General features: G+C 36.0%; 17 protein-coding genes and 1 pseudogene. 4 read left to right on the forward strand and 14 right to left on the reverse strand.

The window, feature by feature from the left end:
• Positions 1 to 12: 12 nt before the first annotated feature.
• The 8 genes and pseudogenes from srlA to MKX65_RS26775 form a co-directional block, all read right to left on the reverse strand.
• Positions 13 to 558 (reverse strand): PTS glucitol/sorbitol transporter subunit IIC, encoded by a 546-nt coding sequence (gene srlA / locus MKX65_RS26740; protein ID WP_340906891.1) that lies wholly within the window; start codon positions 556 to 558, stop codon positions 13 to 15.
• 14 nt (positions 559 to 572) lie between these two features.
• Complete coding sequence (locus MKX65_RS26745) at positions 573 to 998, reverse strand: transcriptional regulator GutM (protein WP_340906892.1); 426 nt, start codon at positions 996 to 998, stop codon at positions 573 to 575.
• Between the two features lie 63 nt (positions 999 to 1,061).
• Complete coding sequence (locus MKX65_RS26750; RefSeq protein ID WP_340906894.1) at positions 1,062 to 2,987, reverse strand: BglG family transcription antiterminator; 1,926 nt, start codon at positions 2,985 to 2,987, stop codon at positions 1,062 to 1,064.
• Between the two features lie 108 nt (positions 2,988 to 3,095).
• Positions 3,096 to 3,896: an SDR family oxidoreductase gene (locus MKX65_RS26755; protein ID WP_340906895.1), complete on the reverse strand. Its 801-nt coding sequence runs from the start codon at positions 3,894 to 3,896 to the stop codon at positions 3,096 to 3,098.
• Positions 3,897 to 4,340: 444 nt separating this feature from the next.
• Positions 4,341 to 4,662: pseudogene (locus MKX65_RS26760) on the reverse strand (NAD-dependent malic enzyme); the annotation flags it as partial.
• An 844-nt stretch (positions 4,663 to 5,506) separates the two neighbouring features.
• The gene (locus MKX65_RS26765) at positions 5,507 to 6,370 is read right to left on the reverse strand and encodes an aldo/keto reductase (RefSeq protein ID WP_340906897.1); all 864 of its coding nucleotides are present in this window, start codon (positions 6,368 to 6,370) and stop codon (positions 5,507 to 5,509) included.
• A 52-nt stretch (positions 6,371 to 6,422) separates the two neighbouring features.
• On the reverse strand, positions 6,423 to 7,274 hold the full coding sequence (locus tag MKX65_RS26770; RefSeq protein ID WP_340906898.1) for an aldo/keto reductase: 852 nt from the start codon (positions 7,272 to 7,274) through the stop codon (positions 6,423 to 6,425).
• Positions 7,275 to 7,346: 72 nt separating this feature from the next.
• Positions 7,347 to 7,712, reverse strand: coding sequence for a nuclear transport factor 2 family protein (locus MKX65_RS26775; RefSeq protein WP_340906899.1), 366 nt, complete (start codon positions 7,710 to 7,712; stop codon positions 7,347 to 7,349).
• 275 nt (positions 7,713 to 7,987) lie between these two features.
• Between MKX65_RS26775 and MKX65_RS26780 the strand changes: the two genes are divergently transcribed.
• The gene (locus tag MKX65_RS26780) at positions 7,988 to 8,905 is read left to right on the forward strand and encodes an AraC family transcriptional regulator (RefSeq protein ID WP_340906901.1); all 918 of its coding nucleotides are present in this window, start codon (positions 7,988 to 7,990) and stop codon (positions 8,903 to 8,905) included.
• Between the two features lie 167 nt (positions 8,906 to 9,072).
• Here MKX65_RS26780 and MKX65_RS26785 read toward each other — a convergent pair whose 3' ends face one another.
• The 4 genes from MKX65_RS26785 to MKX65_RS26800 all read right to left on the reverse strand — a co-directional run bounded on the left by MKX65_RS26785 (position 9,073) and on the right by MKX65_RS26800 (position 12,475).
• On the reverse strand, positions 9,073 to 9,666 hold the full coding sequence (locus MKX65_RS26785; RefSeq protein WP_340906902.1) for a histidine phosphatase family protein: 594 nt from the start codon (positions 9,664 to 9,666) through the stop codon (positions 9,073 to 9,075).
• Between the two features lie 23 nt (positions 9,667 to 9,689).
• Positions 9,690 to 10,373 carry a DUF4405 domain-containing protein gene (locus MKX65_RS26790; RefSeq protein WP_340906903.1) on the reverse strand — a complete coding sequence of 228 codons (684 nt, stop codon included), beginning with the start codon at positions 10,371 to 10,373 and terminating at the stop codon, positions 9,690 to 9,692.
• Positions 10,374 to 10,483: 110 nt separating this feature from the next.
• The gene (locus MKX65_RS26795; protein WP_340906904.1) at positions 10,484 to 11,203 is read right to left on the reverse strand and encodes a cytochrome P460 family protein; all 720 of its coding nucleotides are present in this window, start codon (positions 11,201 to 11,203) and stop codon (positions 10,484 to 10,486) included.
• A 585-nt stretch (positions 11,204 to 11,788) separates the two neighbouring features.
• On the reverse strand, positions 11,789 to 12,475 hold the full coding sequence (locus tag MKX65_RS26800) for a reverse transcriptase domain-containing protein (protein ID WP_340906963.1): 687 nt from the start codon (positions 12,473 to 12,475) through the stop codon (positions 11,789 to 11,791).
• Positions 12,476 to 12,623: 148 nt separating this feature from the next.
• Here MKX65_RS26800 and MKX65_RS26805 point away from each other — a divergent pair, with 148 nt between their 5' ends.
• Genes MKX65_RS26805 through MKX65_RS26815 form a run of 3 tightly spaced genes read left to right on the forward strand, consistent with a single transcriptional unit; the run spans position 12,624 to position 15,838 of the window.
• Positions 12,624 to 13,859 (forward strand): site-specific integrase, encoded by a 1,236-nt coding sequence (locus MKX65_RS26805; protein ID WP_340902104.1) that lies wholly within the window; start codon positions 12,624 to 12,626, stop codon positions 13,857 to 13,859.
• The gene (locus tag MKX65_RS26810; RefSeq protein WP_340902106.1) at positions 13,852 to 14,838 is read left to right on the forward strand and encodes a tyrosine-type recombinase/integrase; all 987 of its coding nucleotides are present in this window, start codon (positions 13,852 to 13,854) and stop codon (positions 14,836 to 14,838) included. Before MKX65_RS26805 ends, MKX65_RS26810 begins: the two co-directional genes overlap by 8 nt.
• Positions 14,825 to 15,838 carry a site-specific integrase gene (locus MKX65_RS26815; RefSeq protein WP_340902108.1) on the forward strand — a complete coding sequence of 338 codons (1,014 nt, stop codon included), beginning with the start codon at positions 14,825 to 14,827 and terminating at the stop codon, positions 15,836 to 15,838. Before MKX65_RS26810 ends, MKX65_RS26815 begins: the two co-directional genes overlap by 14 nt.
• Positions 15,839 to 15,945: 107 nt before the next feature.
• On the opposite strand, the gene MKX65_RS26820 is transcribed toward MKX65_RS26815, so the two are convergent.
• Both MKX65_RS26820 and MKX65_RS26825 read right to left on the reverse strand, forming a co-directional pair.
• Positions 15,946 to 16,593 (reverse strand): reverse transcriptase domain-containing protein, encoded by a 648-nt coding sequence (locus tag MKX65_RS26820; protein WP_340906905.1) that lies wholly within the window; start codon positions 16,591 to 16,593, stop codon positions 15,946 to 15,948.
• A gap of 713 nt (positions 16,594 to 17,306) precedes the next feature.
• Positions 17,307 to 18,080, reverse strand: a complete 774-nt coding sequence (locus MKX65_RS26825) for a Cof-type HAD-IIB family hydrolase (RefSeq protein ID WP_340906906.1) — start codon at positions 18,078 to 18,080, stop codon at positions 17,307 to 17,309.
• Positions 18,081 to 18,098: the final 18 nt, after the last annotated feature.

Genomic DNA, 18,098 nt, shown 5'->3' on the forward strand with positions numbered 1-18,098 from the left:
CTTTTCCACCACCTATAATTGAACTGTGTCTTTTAATTTTACGTTTTGCTGTTTTGCCACATATGCTGTTGTTAAATCTGTTACCCAACCTCTTAAAAAGTTCGTTACTATACCAACTAAGAAATAACGAAGAGCCAATTCTGTAACATCATGTCCAAGCGTTGTTATACCAGCAGCAATCCCTAAGAATACGAATAATTCACCTGGGTTAACATGTGGGAATAATCCATTATGTGTGTGACAAGAATAAGATGCGGCCGCGTAATAACTAGGCTTATATTTTTCTGGTAAGAAACGCCCTAGAGATAGTGTCATTGGATTTGCTAGAACGAATGTCCCAATAACCGGTAATACAAAATATCTTGTGAAAGGATTTTTACCTGACTTTTTGGCTAATTTCTCTACTCTTTCCTGCCCAACAAAGTGTACAAGAGCATTCATCGCTACCAATAACATAATGAGAAGCGGTACTATACCAGTAACAAGATCTACAAAAACCTCTCCACCATGTCTAAATAGATTCATAAATCCTTCAGCTGCTTTAATAACAAGTTCCATAAAACCACCCTTTTCTATTTCTTATTAGGAATTAAATAATCAATCCAACCCTTTTTCACTCTTAGTTCTCCACCCTGTGAAATAATGTCATAACTTCTAAGGGCATCTGCAATAGCCAGCTTTGTTAATTTATCTAGCCCATTAAAATCCTCTTCAGCAATTTTTAACAAGTACTTTCCTTCAAAGCCTTTCAGTTCTCTCACCCGAGAAAACACTGTTACTCCCTGCATTTTTGCTGCTTTTATTATTTTATTTTTTTTATCAATACAAAACATAACAACTGTACCTGCTCTGAACATGCCTGTTTTCTTTCCTATGGCTACTCTACCCAATGCCCTCATTTCAGCATAGTTTTTATTGAAATGCCTAATTTGAAGAAACCCAAATATGCTCTGTACCAACCATGCTATACCTATAATAAGAATCAAGTAAAAAATCATATTTTGTCTCTCCTATCCCCTAAAATGCCGGAAACGCTTTCCAAAAGTTGTATGAAATATTAACTACATTCTTACTGCCTTTTCTAGTAATTGAGCAAGCGCATGATAATTATCTACATTAGCAAGCTGGTGAGTAAGTTCTGTGTTATTTGCTATTTTTAATATTTCATCATAAAGTCTAACAATAAAGTGTTCACTATTATCAATTTGATTTTCTGGCAATGCCAGCAAGAAAATTACCTTTACTTCTTTTCCTTCTACATTTATCTTTTCAGGAAAAACACCAAGTGCAAGTTCTACTGAGTTAGAGTTTTTATTGATCGTGTGTGGAAAGGCGATATAATTCCCAAATATCATGGATCCTTTTTTTTCTCTCTCCTCCATGCGTTCCTTAAATCCTTCATCCAAGTAGCCCTGAACTATTAAGGCCTCAATCATAGTTTCTACACCTTTGTGGTAACCCTTGCCACTATCTAAGATGAAAAATTTTTCCTCTGTAATGAGTCCTCTTAAAATGGATTGGTATTCACCTTCATTATTTATCTTTAAATTTTTCATAAAGGTAGCTACTTCAATCTCTTTGTTTACCTTTCTTTCATCAAAAATCTCGCTGATTTTCACCAAAGGAATGCTTGGTTCAAAAGGTAATTTCACTGTTGAAAAGGCGATATCATAATTGCTTATGAGATCTTCTGTGACCTCATTATCAGAGAATAGATCTAGCTCAGTTTTATTATTTAGAACTCTTTCTAATTGCATGGCTATTAATTTTGCTGTTCCTCTTCCAGTTCCACAAATGACTGCTGCCTTCCTGAATCTTTTAACTTTTACGTCATTATTTGCTATAAACACCCCAAAATAAAATGCCAAGTACCCTAGTTCGTCCTCTGATACTACTAAACCACTCTGTATTTCAATCACTTGTCCTGCAATCTCTGCCATTTTGTAAGCGACAGGATATTTCTCCTTCACATCTCCCAGCAACGGGTTTTTCAACCGGAGACCAAATAACAATCGATTGAGCATAAAAGTAAGATGATATTGGAGATCTATAAAAAAGGAATGATGTTCATGAATGATTTCTTTTTTAAAACCTAATTGTTCAATAATCTGTTCAAGTAATCTTTTAACATCTTCTGTTATTTTAACCTCTGCCAATGATCGATTATTGGTTGGTGTCCGTCTACCCGCTATAGGTATTGTGATAAAGAGAATTTCTAGCTCTGGAATATTAATTGGTAGCTTTGATTCCAAAACCTTTATAATTTCAACAGCTAATTCATAATCTTTTGTTCCTAATAACTTTTCATGTTTTTCATTCAGTTTCTTTAAGGAATGATTTTTTAGCAAACGATCTAACATTACGATAATAAATTCTAATAATCTCGTTTTAGTTGTAGATTCAAAATCATATTTATTGCAGATTTCTACAACTTCTTCAAGGATATCTACATCAATTGGATAATTACCATATAATAAATCAAACATGTTATCCAAGATAAAGAATCTTTTATCGTGCTCTTCACCAATTAATTGCATTCCTTTGTTTTGCTTGCCCTGGATTACTAAATTATAAGTTCCTAAGGAAACTGATGCCTTTTTTAGTTCGTTTATTATGGTAGTTCTCCCCAAATGCATCTCATATGCTAAGTCATCTAAAGTGTATGTTTCTTCGCTGTTTATCAAACAGTTGATAATAAAGGCTATCCTTTGTTTTGACGTATCTAAATTTTCGTTTTCTGAACTTCTTCTATTTATTAAGTTATGAAATGGATCATTTTCCTTAATGTCTAGACGATAGCCTTTTCCTCTTTCATTTGTAATTAAAGCCAAATCAATTAAATCCTTATTTAATTGATTTATATCATTTCGGATTGTTCTAGGACTAACTCCTACTAGTTGTGCTATTTCCTCTAACGAACAGGATGTTTTCTTTTGTAATACCTCTATTATCTGAACCTTTCTTTCGTCCAGTTTAAATTCAGACATTTCATCACCTCTTTCAATAATGGGCCGTTTAGTGGAGGAATAGGTGCGAGAATCCTTTTCCCCCTGGCACCCATCAGGCTTTGACTTGTCTTTTGGACCTTAGCTTACTTATCCTCGTGATTTTCCGCCCGAAATATTAAATGTCGTACCTGTTATATAACTTGCACGATCAGAAGCTAAATAAGAAACAAGATCGCCTATTTCTGTTAACTTTCCTTCTCTTCCAAGAGGAATTGATTTACTATAATCTGTTGATAATCCATCTACTGTAACGCCACGTGTATATGCTAGGGCTTCATTATAAGCGTCTGTTCTTAATCCTGTTGTTTCTATAATTCCTGGAGCAATTGCAACCACTCGGATATCGAACTTTCCTAATTCCTTTGCCCAAGCACGTGAGAAAGAGATTACAGCCCCTTTTGTTGCTGAATAACAACTTTGACCAGCTGACCCTTCTTGGCCTGCCTCGGATGCAACATTTATAATAACACCCTTATTTTGTTTTATCATTTCTTTTGCAGCAGCTTGTGCAAAAAGATATGGCCCCTTTTGATTAACTGCTACCATTAAATCAAAATCTTTTTCACTTAGCTCATACTCAGGTTTATCTCCCTTATCATCGACTAATAACCTTGGTAAATTGATTCCAGCATTGTTTATTAGTATATCCACTGCACCGTAAAGCTCAACAGTACTACCAACTACTCGCTCAACACTTTCCTTCTTTGTTACATCACACTTTAAGATGTATGCACCACTTTCTAGTTGTCCTTCCTCACCGTTTAGGTCAGCAACAACTACTTTTGCACCATTTTTTATAAGTTCATTAGTAATGTTTAACCCGATTCCAGAAGCTCCACCAGTAACAATGGCAACTTTTCCTTCTAAACCTAACCAAGTGTTATCCATGCTCTTACCTCCTTGTTTTAATGAAAACACTTTCAACCCCTGGCTTTATTATAAGAATAATAGAGTTCATGATTAATACATACTTTTTCACACTAATTTGAAAATTAGTGTATTTTTCTATAGTTGGAGTAAACCGAACGGGGGATTCTTCAGAAATAAAAAACTAATAGACTGCTAACAAACTAGGATGAACAAATAATTTGGTGATATGTGCTCGATGATATCCTTCTTTCTGTAGTGTAACTGTAGCTTATCTAGTAGCACATATTTCTGTAATTTAATCTAAAAAAGACTAGTCATCATACGAGGCCACTGAAAAACTTACTTTTTTTATTCTCGAATCTCAGTTCAATACAAAAAAGGCAATTTGCCGTCTGTTTTTTAGACGGTAAATTGCCTTTTTTCCGTTTCTCTTTTATTCTTTTTCATTAAGGAGTTTTAGGATCCACCCGGGCGGCGATAGCTATGAGAGTATGACTTGATTGCATCACCGACAGTGGGAGTGTAGATGATTGGGAGCATTTCTGCTAAGTGTTCTCTTAAAAGCTGGTAAAACAAAACGACATTACGGTTATAATAAATCATAAAGTAGACCCTGTTTAAATAGATTCGTCGTACGCATCGAATATTGTTCATAAAACCTATTTACTTGTTCATCCAGGGTGAGCACTTGTGGCGGTAACAGACCGTCGAGTCCAAGGTCTTCCCTTTCCTTTTTCGTAAAAGCTGTTCCTTTATTCAAAAAAGGATTAGTGAGAACCTTTATTAGTTACTGCTGATTTTGATTATATAAAAGATTTTCCAGCATACTATTATGGCGATTAATACAGCTATTTTTGTCGCAATTGTTTCAGCTTGTATCATAACCATGGTAATTGGGTTTGATGAAGAATTACTCAGATAAACGTTTGAAAGGATTTGAGAATAGTGTTTAATATTTTCAAGAAGAAAAATAAAGTTACCGAGATATACTCACCTGTAATAGGGAGTATCCATGATATAGAAACTAATTAGTGTTAATAGAAGTTTTGCGAAGATATTTATTAAAACAGAAATGTCTCAAGCCAGTGTTACCAACGGTTTGAGACGTTTAAGATTCCATCGACAATTAGCGTTAAAAGGTTACATGCGATCCACTGATGTATTAAAAGCAGAATAATTATTTAGAATATAATTTAAAGCTGAGGAAACAAATTAACATAGAAGTAAAAGGATAGATGACCAGGAATAATACCTGTAAGCATCTATCCTTTTTTTTATAACCAATAACTCGTTTTAGTAAACAAAAATAGTGACTGTTGTTAAACTAAAGCCCCCTTTAATTTAAGTACAAACCTTCACAAAGTTAAAGAAAAAAGCGAACCTCCACTTTGGGGAAATCGGGATTTTCATTTATTTTACCATCAAACATTACAGGCTCTAACGATACTGTTTATCCTGAGCAAAAAAAATACACCATTGAGAGAAATTTCCCTATGGTGCATTTTTTTGTAATTTAGTTGATTTTGATTGGAAGTGTGTTTCATCAATATCAATTTTAGATAAAGCATTATTAAGATTGTCTAAATCTTCTTTTGTTAATTCTATAACAGCTCCACCTAAGTTTTCTTCTAATCTGTGTAATTTTGTAGTACCTGGGATTGAATAATAAATGGTTTTTGAGCTAATTCCCAGGCTAGTACCACTTGGGCAGATGTTGCGTTCTTGCTTTTAGCAACCTCAGCAATTAATGTTAATAATGCTTGGTTATGGTCAATCACTTCAGGGTTGAATCTTCCCATGAAGTTTCTATAGTCATCTTCATCATATTTTGTATCTTTTGTATATTTTCCGCTTAAAAAACCATTTCCTAATGGGCTGTAAGCAACAAAAGAAATCCCTAACTCTTCACATATATCAAATAATTCCTTTTCAGGTTCACGCCACATCATTGAATATTGATTTTCAATTGCAGCTATTGGACATACAGCATGTGCACGCTTCATATAATCAATTGGTGCATTAGATAGCCCCCATGCTTTAATTTTTCCTTCTGCCATTAGTTCTTTCATTGTTGTTGCAACAGCTTCTGGTTCTACATTAGGGTCAATACGATGTTGATAATATAAATCAATGCAATCTACTTTCAATCTTTTTAACGAACCCTCCATTTGTTCTCTAATGGATTCTGGTTTGCTATTTAAAATATGTTGAGGGCGATCATTTACAATATCTGTCCCAGTGATTCCGAATTTAGTCGCAATCACAACCTGCTCTCGAACTGGTGCAAGTACTTCGCCCAATAATTCTTCGTTGGATTCTCCATAAACAACAGCAGTATCAAAGAAATTGCACCCTAGGTCAACAGCTCTACGAATCAATTTGACCATTTCATCACGGTCAGCGGGTTTCCCATAAGCATGGTCCATTCCCATACAGCCTAAACCAATTGCAGATACTTTTAATCCACTATTTCCCAATTTTCTCATTTCCATATTAACACTCTATGCCCCTTGCTTTTTTCGCTATATTGTACAAAAATGAGTATTAAATATCTAATTTACGGGTACCTATCCATTGCACCATTGCAGGATCCCTATGTGAAAAGAATAAGCTCTCTTTCGTATCTAATGTGGCGATTTGATCCATATCCTCTTGGCTTAATTCAAAGTCAAAGATATTAAAGTTTTCGACGATTCTTTCCTTACGAACAGACTTTGGAATCGCAACAACTCCTCTTTGGGTCAACCAACGTAAAGCTACCTGAGCCACAGATTTATTGTGCTTTTCAGCAATTGATACCAAAATTTCGTTCTGGAACAAGTTATTTTTCCCTTCAGCAAATGGTCCCCAGGACTCAATCTGAACATTGTTCTCTTTCATAAAGTTATGACTTTCAATTTGTTGATTGAATACATGTGTTTCGACCTGGTTAACTGCAGGAACAACCTCATTATGAATGATTAAATCAATCAATCGGTCTGGATGGAAATTACTCACTCCGATTGCCTTGATTTTACCCTCACGGTACATTTCCTCCATTGCGCGCCAGGAGCCATGTACATCGCCAAATGGCTGATGAATTAAATACAAATCAAGATAATCCAATTGCAGTCTATTCAGCGACTTTTCGAAGGCTTTTTTGGTGCTCTCATAACCTGTATCCTGTACCCAAAGTTTTGTAGTAATAAATAATTCTTCTCTTGGAACACCACTACGCTTAATTGCTCTACCAACAGCTTCTTCATTTAGATAAGAAGCAGCAGTATCGATCAAACGATAACCTGCCATAATAGCGTCATAAACAGCTTGTTCACATTCATTTTCATCTTGAATTTGAAAAACACCAAAACCTAGTATCGGCATTTCCACACCATTGTTTAAAATAACTTTTTGCATAAAAAATTCCTCCTATTTATTTAATTTTGAGTGTCTTTTTTTGTCCACTCTATTTGTGTATTTAATAGTATGTTATTGTGTTAACAGCCTTGTGAAAGACATTGATGCCAACTTCCATTGTTCCTCCTGTTGCACATATACCTCAGTAACCACAAACGGATTCGTTACTTCATTTCCCCCAACAACAGCTACTAGGACTACTTTATTTAGAAGAATGGCAGTTTTACCAATTAGCTGAACAGATGTTTCTTGAATATCTATATTCTTATAAATAATAGAACCGTTATTAATTACGTCAATTTCCTCGTTCTTAGAAAATGTAGCCCCCATGTGCACGAAAACTGCTTTTTCGTGAAAGAGATTACTTAAATCATATAGTTGTCTCTCCATCATCCATTCCCATTTATTCTTTGAAAGAGCTATAATTGATTGTTCCATATTTATACCACTCCCTTTTTACTATTATTTCTTAATTCAATCCTTTTTACGTTCACATTCATGTTTTTTAAAATGTGAAGAGCACCAAAGCTAAGAATAGTCATCTCAACACATTTAAAGATGTAGTAAAACTAATATTTATTATACGTAAATATTAAAAAAACCTATTATCTATTCGTGTTCAATGTTTGCCTAATCCTCTTTAGGTGCATTTACAGAACCATATTTTTCAAATTATAATGTACATACAAATCACAAAGAGAAGGGGAGAATTCATGCAAGAGAAAACATTAACTCAGCAAGCAGAACTAGCAAGAATCATCGAGCGTCATACAGGTACGAACGGTGTTCACGAGACTGCTATTCCTTCGTTGTCTTTTGTTCGACGTTATACTGATAAAGATCCCAACTATGGGGTATACAAGCCATCTCTTTGTATTACGGCTCAAGGTGTGAAAGAGGTATCGGTAGGAATGGAGGACTTTAGATACGGACCTGGAGATTACCTTGTTGCATCTGTCGACTTACCAGCAACAAGCCACATCATTGAAACATCGCCTGAAAGTCCTTATCTAGGTTTCATACTAGAACTTACTACAAATGAAATACTGGAGGTTTTGGGCGATGCAAACTTTTCATCTGCTTCAGAAGGAAGTTCAGGGCGAGGCATGTTTGTTAGCAGACTTAATCCTTCTTTGTTCGATGCTGTAGTGAGATTAGTTCGACTACTAGATACCCCAGAAGATATTCCGACACTTGCTCCTTTATTCACAAAAGAAGTGATTTATAAAGTTCTTAAGGGGGAGCATGGAGATACGCTTAAGAAAATTGTAGTAAAAGGCAACAGTGCCTATCAAATTAAAAATGCCATCCAACTAATTATGACTAACTATGATAAACCTATTAGGGTTGAACAACTGGCAGAAACAGCCAATATGAGTGTTTCTGCGTTTCATAAGCATTTTAAAGAAGTAGCTGCAATGAGCCCTATTCAATTCCAAAAACAATTAAAACTTCAGGAAGCTCGTCGTCTGTTATTATCGGAGGCCACAGATGCCGCTGCTGTGGCCTATCGTGTAGGCTATGAAAGCCCATCGCAATTCAGCCGTGAATATTCACGTATGTTTGGTTTACCGCCAATAGAAGATATAAAGCGCCTTAGAGAAAAACACGAACAGAGGTTAAATGCTTAGCCAAAAGTCTTGATTAAAAATTAGTTAGAAATGTCGATTTCCCATGTGGAGGTCGGCTTTTTACTTATAGGGATTGGGCTCAATGACCCGATTGTTTTATAAGCAAAAAAGCATCCCTTATTTTAAACGAACGCTTCTTTGTTTAAGTTCTATGCATCAGAAAACTATCAAACAGGAATTGCTTCACTAAAATTACTAAAATCATGATTTATAATCTCTACTAATTTAAATTCTTCGTTCTCATATTCAATTTTCAAAATGCAACAATTGCCGATTCTTTCTTTTTGTCTAATGGAACTTGTATGTTCCCAGTACTGCATAAATTTTCTACAAGCTGCTCCGTGAGAAACGGCTAAAACCACTTCATTATCTTCTTCCATTATTTTTTGACAAATATCAGCAACTCTTTTTTGAAATTCTATTTCTTTTTCTCCACCATAATTAGCAAAGAAATCACCGTAAGGAAGCGATGGGTTTAAATCTTCACTTTCACCTTCAAAGGCCCCGAAATTCCATTCCTTTAATCCTTTTAATCTTGTATAAGGCAGATCCGTCACAATTTCTAATGTGTCACTTGCTCTTTCGGATGTCGAACAATAGGCATGGTCAAAGACTATATGGTTCTCTTTAAAATACTTAGCTGCAATCTCTGCTTGTTTGATTCCTAGTTCAGTAAGTGGTGAATCACACCAACCTTGAATTTTTCTTCTTTTATTAAATAATGTTTGTCCATGTCTCATGAGATATAACGTCTTTTTCATTTGTTTCCCCCTAAAACTTTATATCAATTTGTTAGCTTACGCTTTTCGTTGTTTCTTACAAATTTTAGAGCATAATGAGTACCACTGATATAAATTCCCATTATAGATAAGTAGTCTATTAAAAATTGCATGGTGGACTCACTACTATACCAACCAAATGGGTTATATATGGTTAATTTAGAAAGCAGCTCTCTCTCAAAGGAACTCTGCACTCCGTAGACAACAATCAACACAGCTATACCACGTAACAAAATATTACGGATACGGCTAGTGCTCGAAATTCCCGTCATCTTGCGCATGGCATTGATAATTGTCCCCCAGGATAATCCTATATGGATACTCATGAAGATAAATCCCCAATAGGAAGTCATAACGTGTATCTGTAGTAGGATCATGTCATTGTTTGTAATAATGTTAGGAAATATATCACGGGAGATGGGCACGGAACTTATCATTACAGCAGCCATAGATACAAGAAAAAGTAGATTGACCAATATACTCAGGATACGTCGGAAGTTGTACTTTCCTTTAAGAATGGTCTCATACCATCGACGATTTAATATATTGTGTACAATAAACAATACAAGTAGGACCACTCCAACCGTTTCATGAATTGTATTCCCAGTAATATGATAAGCCATGGCAACTAACATGAGAACTGTCATAGATACGTCAATAACAAGTCTATATAACATATTTCGATACAAAAGGTTCTCCTCTTTCTATTTTATTACTACATAATGAATTTTGGGCTAGAACGTATGATTATCGATTAAATACAAGTGTCCATCTAAGCAAAAAATAACCTAATAAACTCTTATGTTTCTTGATTAAAATGAGTTATTAAAAGAACCTTCTGGATGATCGCAGTTTTTTCTTTTTCTCCCACTAAGCCACTTCCTAAATCATCCAAACTATCGTCTACTGCTTTTACCTCCCACTGATGAGCAGAAATGCCTTCAATCTGCGAGTCTATATTGATTTTCTTTAATCCTGTAGCATTATCCAGTTCATAACTCTTCATGTCATCCAACGTATTAACGAAGTCATCTCGTTCCCGATTCGCATGGCATGAAAAGCAGCGCCCAATGTCTTCCTCGTAATCTACTGACTTGTCACCATTGAATTCCTGATATAGCCAATCCCCGTTACGCATTTCAGATGGGTTTTGTTCACCCCAGCCTGTGCGTTTTTCCATAACGAAAATTTCAGATAACTCTTCATCTCTATAGATTTCAAGAGTAATTACAGTTCCACTAGGAAATGGTTGCCCGTTCTGTACAGCTTCGATTGCATCCCGACTCGTGTAGAGCTCTTCTCTGACATTTCCGCGATTCACAGTCGTGTAGTTGATACCCTTATCGTAGTTCTCTGGAAATTGGACAAGTTCACGTCCTGACTCGGATAACTCCTCTCCAGAAGTGTCATCTGCTGCCTCTTGTTGGTTGGAAATATCATTTCTCTCATTATTAACGTTACAAGCTGTAAGAACGAGGGACATCATCAATACGAGGGACTGAATTAATGGTCTTTTCATACTTTCCTCCTCCAAATGTCTTTGTACCTTGCCCCTTCGTCTTCAAATAACTTTTCATAGAGTTAAAAGTATATAAAAACTTGGGGTATCTTAATCATAAGACAAATGGAAAAGCATCCGTTATAACAATCATCTCTAATCATTGCCTAATCCTATAAATAAATAACACAAATTACTTATCGAGTAACTTCCTTTTGATAAATAAGTTACCAATTTATTGTTGTTTTGCCTAAATGAACCGTCTTTATCTCCTAACAACAATACTTGAGTTTAACCTGCGTCGAAGTGCCGTGTCAGTCTTGGTTTCATGTTACCTTTTTTTGAGGAACGTACGTTAAAAATATACGAGCTTAACCCTCGAAACTCTAGCTCTTCTAAACTAAGACATACTCGGATGTAGCATCATATTAAAATAAGCTGATTTCCCCTAATATTGGCTGGTCGATTTTTTCTATGGACCTGTGAAGTATGTACTTAAATAAGTCGAGTAGAAGAGAACCTCTCTACCTTGCGGTAGATTGTGTTCTCCCCCCTCACAGAACCGTGCTTGCGCTATTAACGCACACGGCTCCTCCTAGTTATCATTTACAGAATATAGCTAATCTCATCTCTAAGTTCATAGATATTTACCTTAATTCTTGGTGAAGGAAGTGGATATTTACTAAGAAAGAGATTAAATTTGTCCCATGTAAAGGACTTTCTTTGGCTTCTTCTGTTTAGCCATTTAAATAGTAACTTTTCAAGTCGCTCTTTGAAGTTGTTAACAGTTTGGATGTTATCTGTCATGCAATAATAGTTGTAATAACCAGTGAGCGAGCGTTTAAATCTATCCATAATCACATGAATATCTTTATTTCTATTAATCTTCAGCCATTCTTTAGTCTCTTTTAGCTTACCTTGCACTTTCTTCCTGCTAGATTTCCGTTTCACACGAAATTTACCTTGTTTGCTCTTCCCGCAATAGTGGGTAAACCCTAAGAAGTCAAAAGTAGCTGGTTTACTATTCTCATCTCGCTTTGTATTATGTTCTGCAAACCGTCCAAAGGAAATAATTTTCGTTTTATCCTCGGCTATTTCCAGGTTAAACTGCTTCAATCTAAGCTTTAATGAATGGAAGAATTGCTGAGCTTCGCTCTTATGTTGGAAACAACATACAAAATCATCTGCGTATCTTACTATATATGCCTGCCCTTTACATTGTTTTCTAACCACTTTCTCAAACCATAAGTCGAGAACGTAATGGAGATATACATTGGCTAATATCGGAGATATTACTCCACCTTATGCAAAGAAAGTGATTATGCAAAGTAACCAATAAAAAAGTTATTAATTCAACGATTCTAGTCTATTTACTTTGCATAATAACCGAAAATGAATTATGAGCTTGATGCTCAAATTATCATTTTGGGAGGAAATACATATGCAAAAGAAACCGTTGGATGCATTAATTCAGGACCTAGAACAAGAAATGATTCGGCTTGGCTATACCGAGGGATCTATGAGGTTTTACCGAAGTAGATGGCAGAAACTGCTCCAATTTGCACATGAACAAGGTGAAACATACTATTCGGAAGGGTTGGGAATTAAGTTTGTTGAAAAATACTTTCATATCCTCGAAAAAGATTTTGATAAATCTCTTACACAGTCAGAGACTCAAGAACTTCGAATTATTCGAATGATTGGTGATTTTCAACTACACTCAACTATTTTACGTCGCTACTATAAGCATAAGGAAATCCTTACGGATTTTTACTTTATCGAAATTAGTAACCGTTTTAAGCAATACTGTGTAAATAAAGATTATTCCAAAGCCACAATAGACCATTATGTAAAACAATCTGCTAGATTCATGGATTATCTTTCTTCGCAGAAAGTTAAAGATTGTAAAGAAATCAATCTTACATTGATTAACGATTACATTAAAACCTTGGCGGGATATACATACAAAACAGTAGAACAAAATATCTGTTCCTTGCGTGCCTTTTTCCGCTTTCTCCTAGTTACAGAAGAAATAAAGATTGATTTTGCTTCAAAAACGCCTATGATTCAGGCAAGAAAACAGACCCGTATTCCATCTGTATGGACAGAAGATGAATTGAAAAGGTTAATCTCTGCCATTGATAGAGGGAGTCCAAAGGGCAAAAGAGATTATGCAATTATATTAATAGCATGTTGCCTCGGCTTAAGGTGTACAGATATTAAAAATTTGAAAATGGAGCACTTTCTCTGGGCTGAGAAAAGGCTTGTATTTACTCAATCAAAAACTAGGCAGCCTTTAACTCTTCCATTAACACCGGAGGTGGGATGGGCAGTTATTGAGTATCTTAAGTACGGTCGTCCTAAAATAAACAGCCCCTATGTATTTGTAAAGCACATGGCACCATTTGGGCCCTTTTCTGAAGGAGATCATTTAAATCAGTTAATTAAAAGGTACATGGAATTAGCACACATTCCTACATTAAAAAAAAGAAGAGGAATGCATTCCCTTAGGCATACCATGGCCAGTATACTTCTCGAAAAAGATACACCACTTTCCACCATTTCAGATATCCTTGGTCATGTAGATACAAACTCAACAGCAGTTTACTTAAAGGTTGACATCAAAAGGTTGAAAGAATGTTCCCTTGATTTTAAGGAGGGATTGAGTGATGAGTGAAATCATATATAAAGGCCCTTTTAAAAGTCATATCCAAGCTCATGTGGGACTGAAAAAGGCTATTGGATATAAATATGATAGGGATTCACGTGATTTAAATCGATTTGACAGTTTTACAATGGAAAAGTATCCCCAAGCCACTGAACTTACTAAAGAAATCGTATTAGACTGGTGTAGTAAAAAAACTTACGAGGCACAAGCAAATTTATGTTCACGCGCATCAGTCATCCGCCAGTTTGGGAAATATCTGGATTCCATTGGAGTTAAAGCATATATCATCCCCAAGGGATACTTTCCTACGGAGGAACAATATGTACCGTATATTTATTCTTTTGATGAACTAGAAAGGTTTTTTGCTGAAACGGAAAAATGCAAGTACTGTTCCGAATGTCCACACAGACATCTGATTATGCCCGTGTTCTTTCGTATGATTTATATGTGCGGTTTAAGGGTATCCGAGGCAAGGCTTCTCAAAGTAGCTGACGTTGACCTTGAAAATGGTATTCTGACTATAAATCAATCTAAAAAAGATAACAGCAGGTTGGTACCAATGTCGGTGTCCCTTACGGAACGTTGTCGGATTTATTCGAAAATGGTACATCCTTATCCAAGTGCCGAAGATTATTACTTTCCTGCGCTTGATAACAGACCGATGACGACCGGAAATGTCTATAAAAATTTCCGTAGGTTTTTATGGAGTGCTGGAATTTCACATGGTGGAAGAGGAAATGGTCCTCGTATCCACGACTTTCGCCACTCTTATTCAGTTCATTGTCTGAAAAAATGGGTTGATGAAGAAAAGGATTTAACGGTATATCTTCCAGTACTTAAAACGTATTTGGGTCACGATTCCTTTAAAGAAACTGCTTATTATCTGCGCTTGACTGCGGATGTGTTTCCATCTATTACATTAAGGCTTGAAACGCGGTATCCGGGAATGATTCCTCAATTAGATGGTGATAACGATGAAACCAACTGATTTTGCGAAGCACCTTACGGAATTTCTTTCGGTGTACCTTCCGTCACAGAAAAATGTCAGTAGGAATACCATTCAATCATATCGTGATACATTTAAACTTTTGATAAAGTATTGCCAAGAAAAGAAAAACATTCGAGCAGAAAGGATTACTTTAGATATTCTTTCAAGTGAAACGCTTATTGGCTTTCTGGGCTGGCTAGAAAAGGTTAGAAAATGTAGCATCTCTACTAGAAATCAGAGGCTTTCAGCGATTCATTCCTTTTTTCGTTATGTTCAGGCCGAAGAACCTTCCGGTCTTTTCCATTTTCAAAAAGTAATCGCAATCCCCTCCAAAAAGGCAGAGAAAACTGTGGTGGAGCATCTGTCACCAGAGGCTATGAAACTACTTCTAGAACAGCCCGAAAGGGGCTGCATTAAGGGTCGACGTGACCTTACATTGATGAGTGTTCTGTATGATACTGGCGCAAGGGTGCAGGAACTAATTGATATAAAAGTAAGGGATGTAATCTTAGAAAATCCGGCAGTGATTGTATTAACAGGAAAAGGAAATAAGACAAGGCGAGTTCCTCTTTTGAAAAATTCCGTATCATTATTGGAACGCTATATTATCGAAAATAATCTGGATAAACCATGGAAAAATGAATATCCTCTCTTTACAAATAATCAGCAAAACAAGCTTACTAAGGAAGGGATTGCCTATATAATAACAAAATATGTTGAATTAGCTAGGAGAACATCAACCCTAGTTCCTTCGAAAGTGAAACCCCATATGTTTCGTCACTCGAAGGCAATGCATTTACTACAAGCAGGAGTAAATCTCATATACATACGTGATTTTCTTGGACATGTAGATATAAAGACGACAGAAATTTACGCCAGAATAGATACTGAGACGAAAAGAAAGGCAATTGAAAATGTTTACCCTGATTTGATTGATAGCACTCTTCCCGACTGGAATAAGGATCAGGCATTGCTTACTTGGCTTTCCGAATTAAAGTAGGCCAGAAATTATGCAAAGTAAATGGGATATAACCCCTTATTATTTATGGGTTTAGAAAGTTTACTTTGCATAATATTTTACTTTGCATAAGGAGGATTATGCAAAGCTTAGCATAAACCACCTTGCGGTGTACCATTGTCTGTATTATACTTCTTACCTTCCTCCATGTATCCACCTTTAAGAAACCTGCTGATTATTCTCAGTAGGTTAGGGTCAGCGATTCGGAGTTTTAGAAACTCCATCATCCATCTGTGATCAACGTTGTCAAAGAAACCTTTAATATCTACATCTACTACATAACTTACTGCTCTCTTTTCAATATACAGATTCAGTATTTTCAGCGCATCATGACAGTTTCTGTTAGGGCGAAATCCAAATGAACAGTCTAGGAAGTCATTTTCATAGATAGAATTTAGTATTTTGGTAATGCCTTTTTGTACAATTTTATCCTCATGTTCCGGTATTCCCAACGGTCTTTTCTTGTCTGAGTTGAGCTTTGGGATATACATTCGTCTTACTGGAACAGGACGATAGCTTTTATTTTTAAGCCTACTTACCAAATCAGTTATGTTTTCTTCCAAGTTTTCGCTGTATTGGTCCTTAGTCGTTCCGTTAACACCCGTTGCCTTTCTATTTGGTAGTCCATGATGACACTGTGTTAGTGATTGCTCATTTAATAAATGGGCAAGTGATGTAAATTTCATTTTAGGTTGAGACTTTGCTAATTCTGCTATCCTTAGTAGTTTTGTTTCCATTATTTTTCCTACCTCTGTGTGTAGTTAATGTGTCCCTAGTAAGGGTGATAACTGGTAGCTAGCCTTCCCTCCATCGGCATTACCCAACTTCATTGGTACTACGCTGCTATCCGACTCCCTACACGGCATTTGGTTTCCTTGCTTGTTATCGCTTGTACACCATACTCTTCTAAAAAAAAGACCGGTAGGGTCTCCCGAGTTGCCGTATCATATCAATGTGTGACGTGCCAAGGTCTCTGACTCCAGAGAGGTTTTATTCTTCTTGCCTTTAATGAAGGATAAAATGTTGCTTTCTGCACGCAGGTAAGGCATCAGCCCTCTCAGTTCACTAAAGTTTATGAAGCTCAATCCCTTCAACCAATTGGCTTTCGGCCCGCCACCTAACTGTCTACGCTTAAAGACTAAAGTTACCTTTAGCCCTCCAAGACTCGCTACGAGCGAATGGCTAGTTCTTACTCGGCGGGAATCCCACCCGCTATATGATACGACCTAGGCTCGGCCGCACACCTGCTCCTTTTCTACAATAAAGAAGCTCACTATAAAGAGGCCTCAATCCTTATTGGATCAATGCCTCCGTTTATTTAAGTACAATTCTTCACAAACTAGATTATCTCTTTTCCTTACATTCGAAAAATTACATAAGTTTATATGAATAGTAGCTACAATTAATTGCAACGTTTCTGGCTTTCTTTTATATGTTTATTGTTACTCGATTAAATAAGCTGTAGTGTTTTTAGTCCATTTAGTATTCCATCTTCTTCGTTAGAAGAAGTAACAAAATCACTAATTCTTTTTAGTTCAGGAATGGCATTCCTCATTGCAACAGTTGATCCAACCAAAGAAAACATTTCAATATCGTTAATGTCATCTCCAAAGGCATAGGTGTTTTCCTTTTGAATTCCTGCTATTTCAAGAAACTTCGTAATCCCCGTGGCTTTTGACACGCCATTTGGTAGAACATCCAGCACAAAAGGGTGCCAGCGAACAAACTTCTTATCTCCATATCTTTCTTGATACAAAGTTTGATCTGGATCCTGACAAAACAGTAACAGTTGGTAAATAGGATTGGTATGATAATGATTTGGACCAAAAGAAGGATAGGGCATATGATGTGGTTCATAAACATTTTTAATATAAGGATGATTTTCAATGCTAGATTTTACATCTGATAAACTAACATAGGCCAACGCATGTTTGTTGCTTGTGGTAAATTGCGTAATATCATGTAGAAATTTAGTATCAAGTTGTTCCTTGTGGATCTCTTTACCTTCGTATACAACGTATTGACCATTGATTGCTACATAGGAATCAATATTTAATTCGTCAAATACCCACTGAACTTTCGCAGGTGTTCTACCTGTTGCAATTACTGGCAAGATATTATTCTCTTGAAGTTTTTTAATAGCTATTTTTGAGGATTCAAGCAACTTTTTTTCCTTATTTAATAACGTTCCATCCAGGTCAAAAAAGACCACTTTTTTATTCATACTTCTCCCCTACTTATC

This window comes from Robertmurraya sp. FSL R5-0851, assembly GCF_038002965.1.
In the GTDB taxonomy this organism is placed as follows: Bacteria; Bacillota; Bacilli; order Bacillales; family Cytobacillaceae; genus Robertmurraya_A; species Robertmurraya_A beringensis.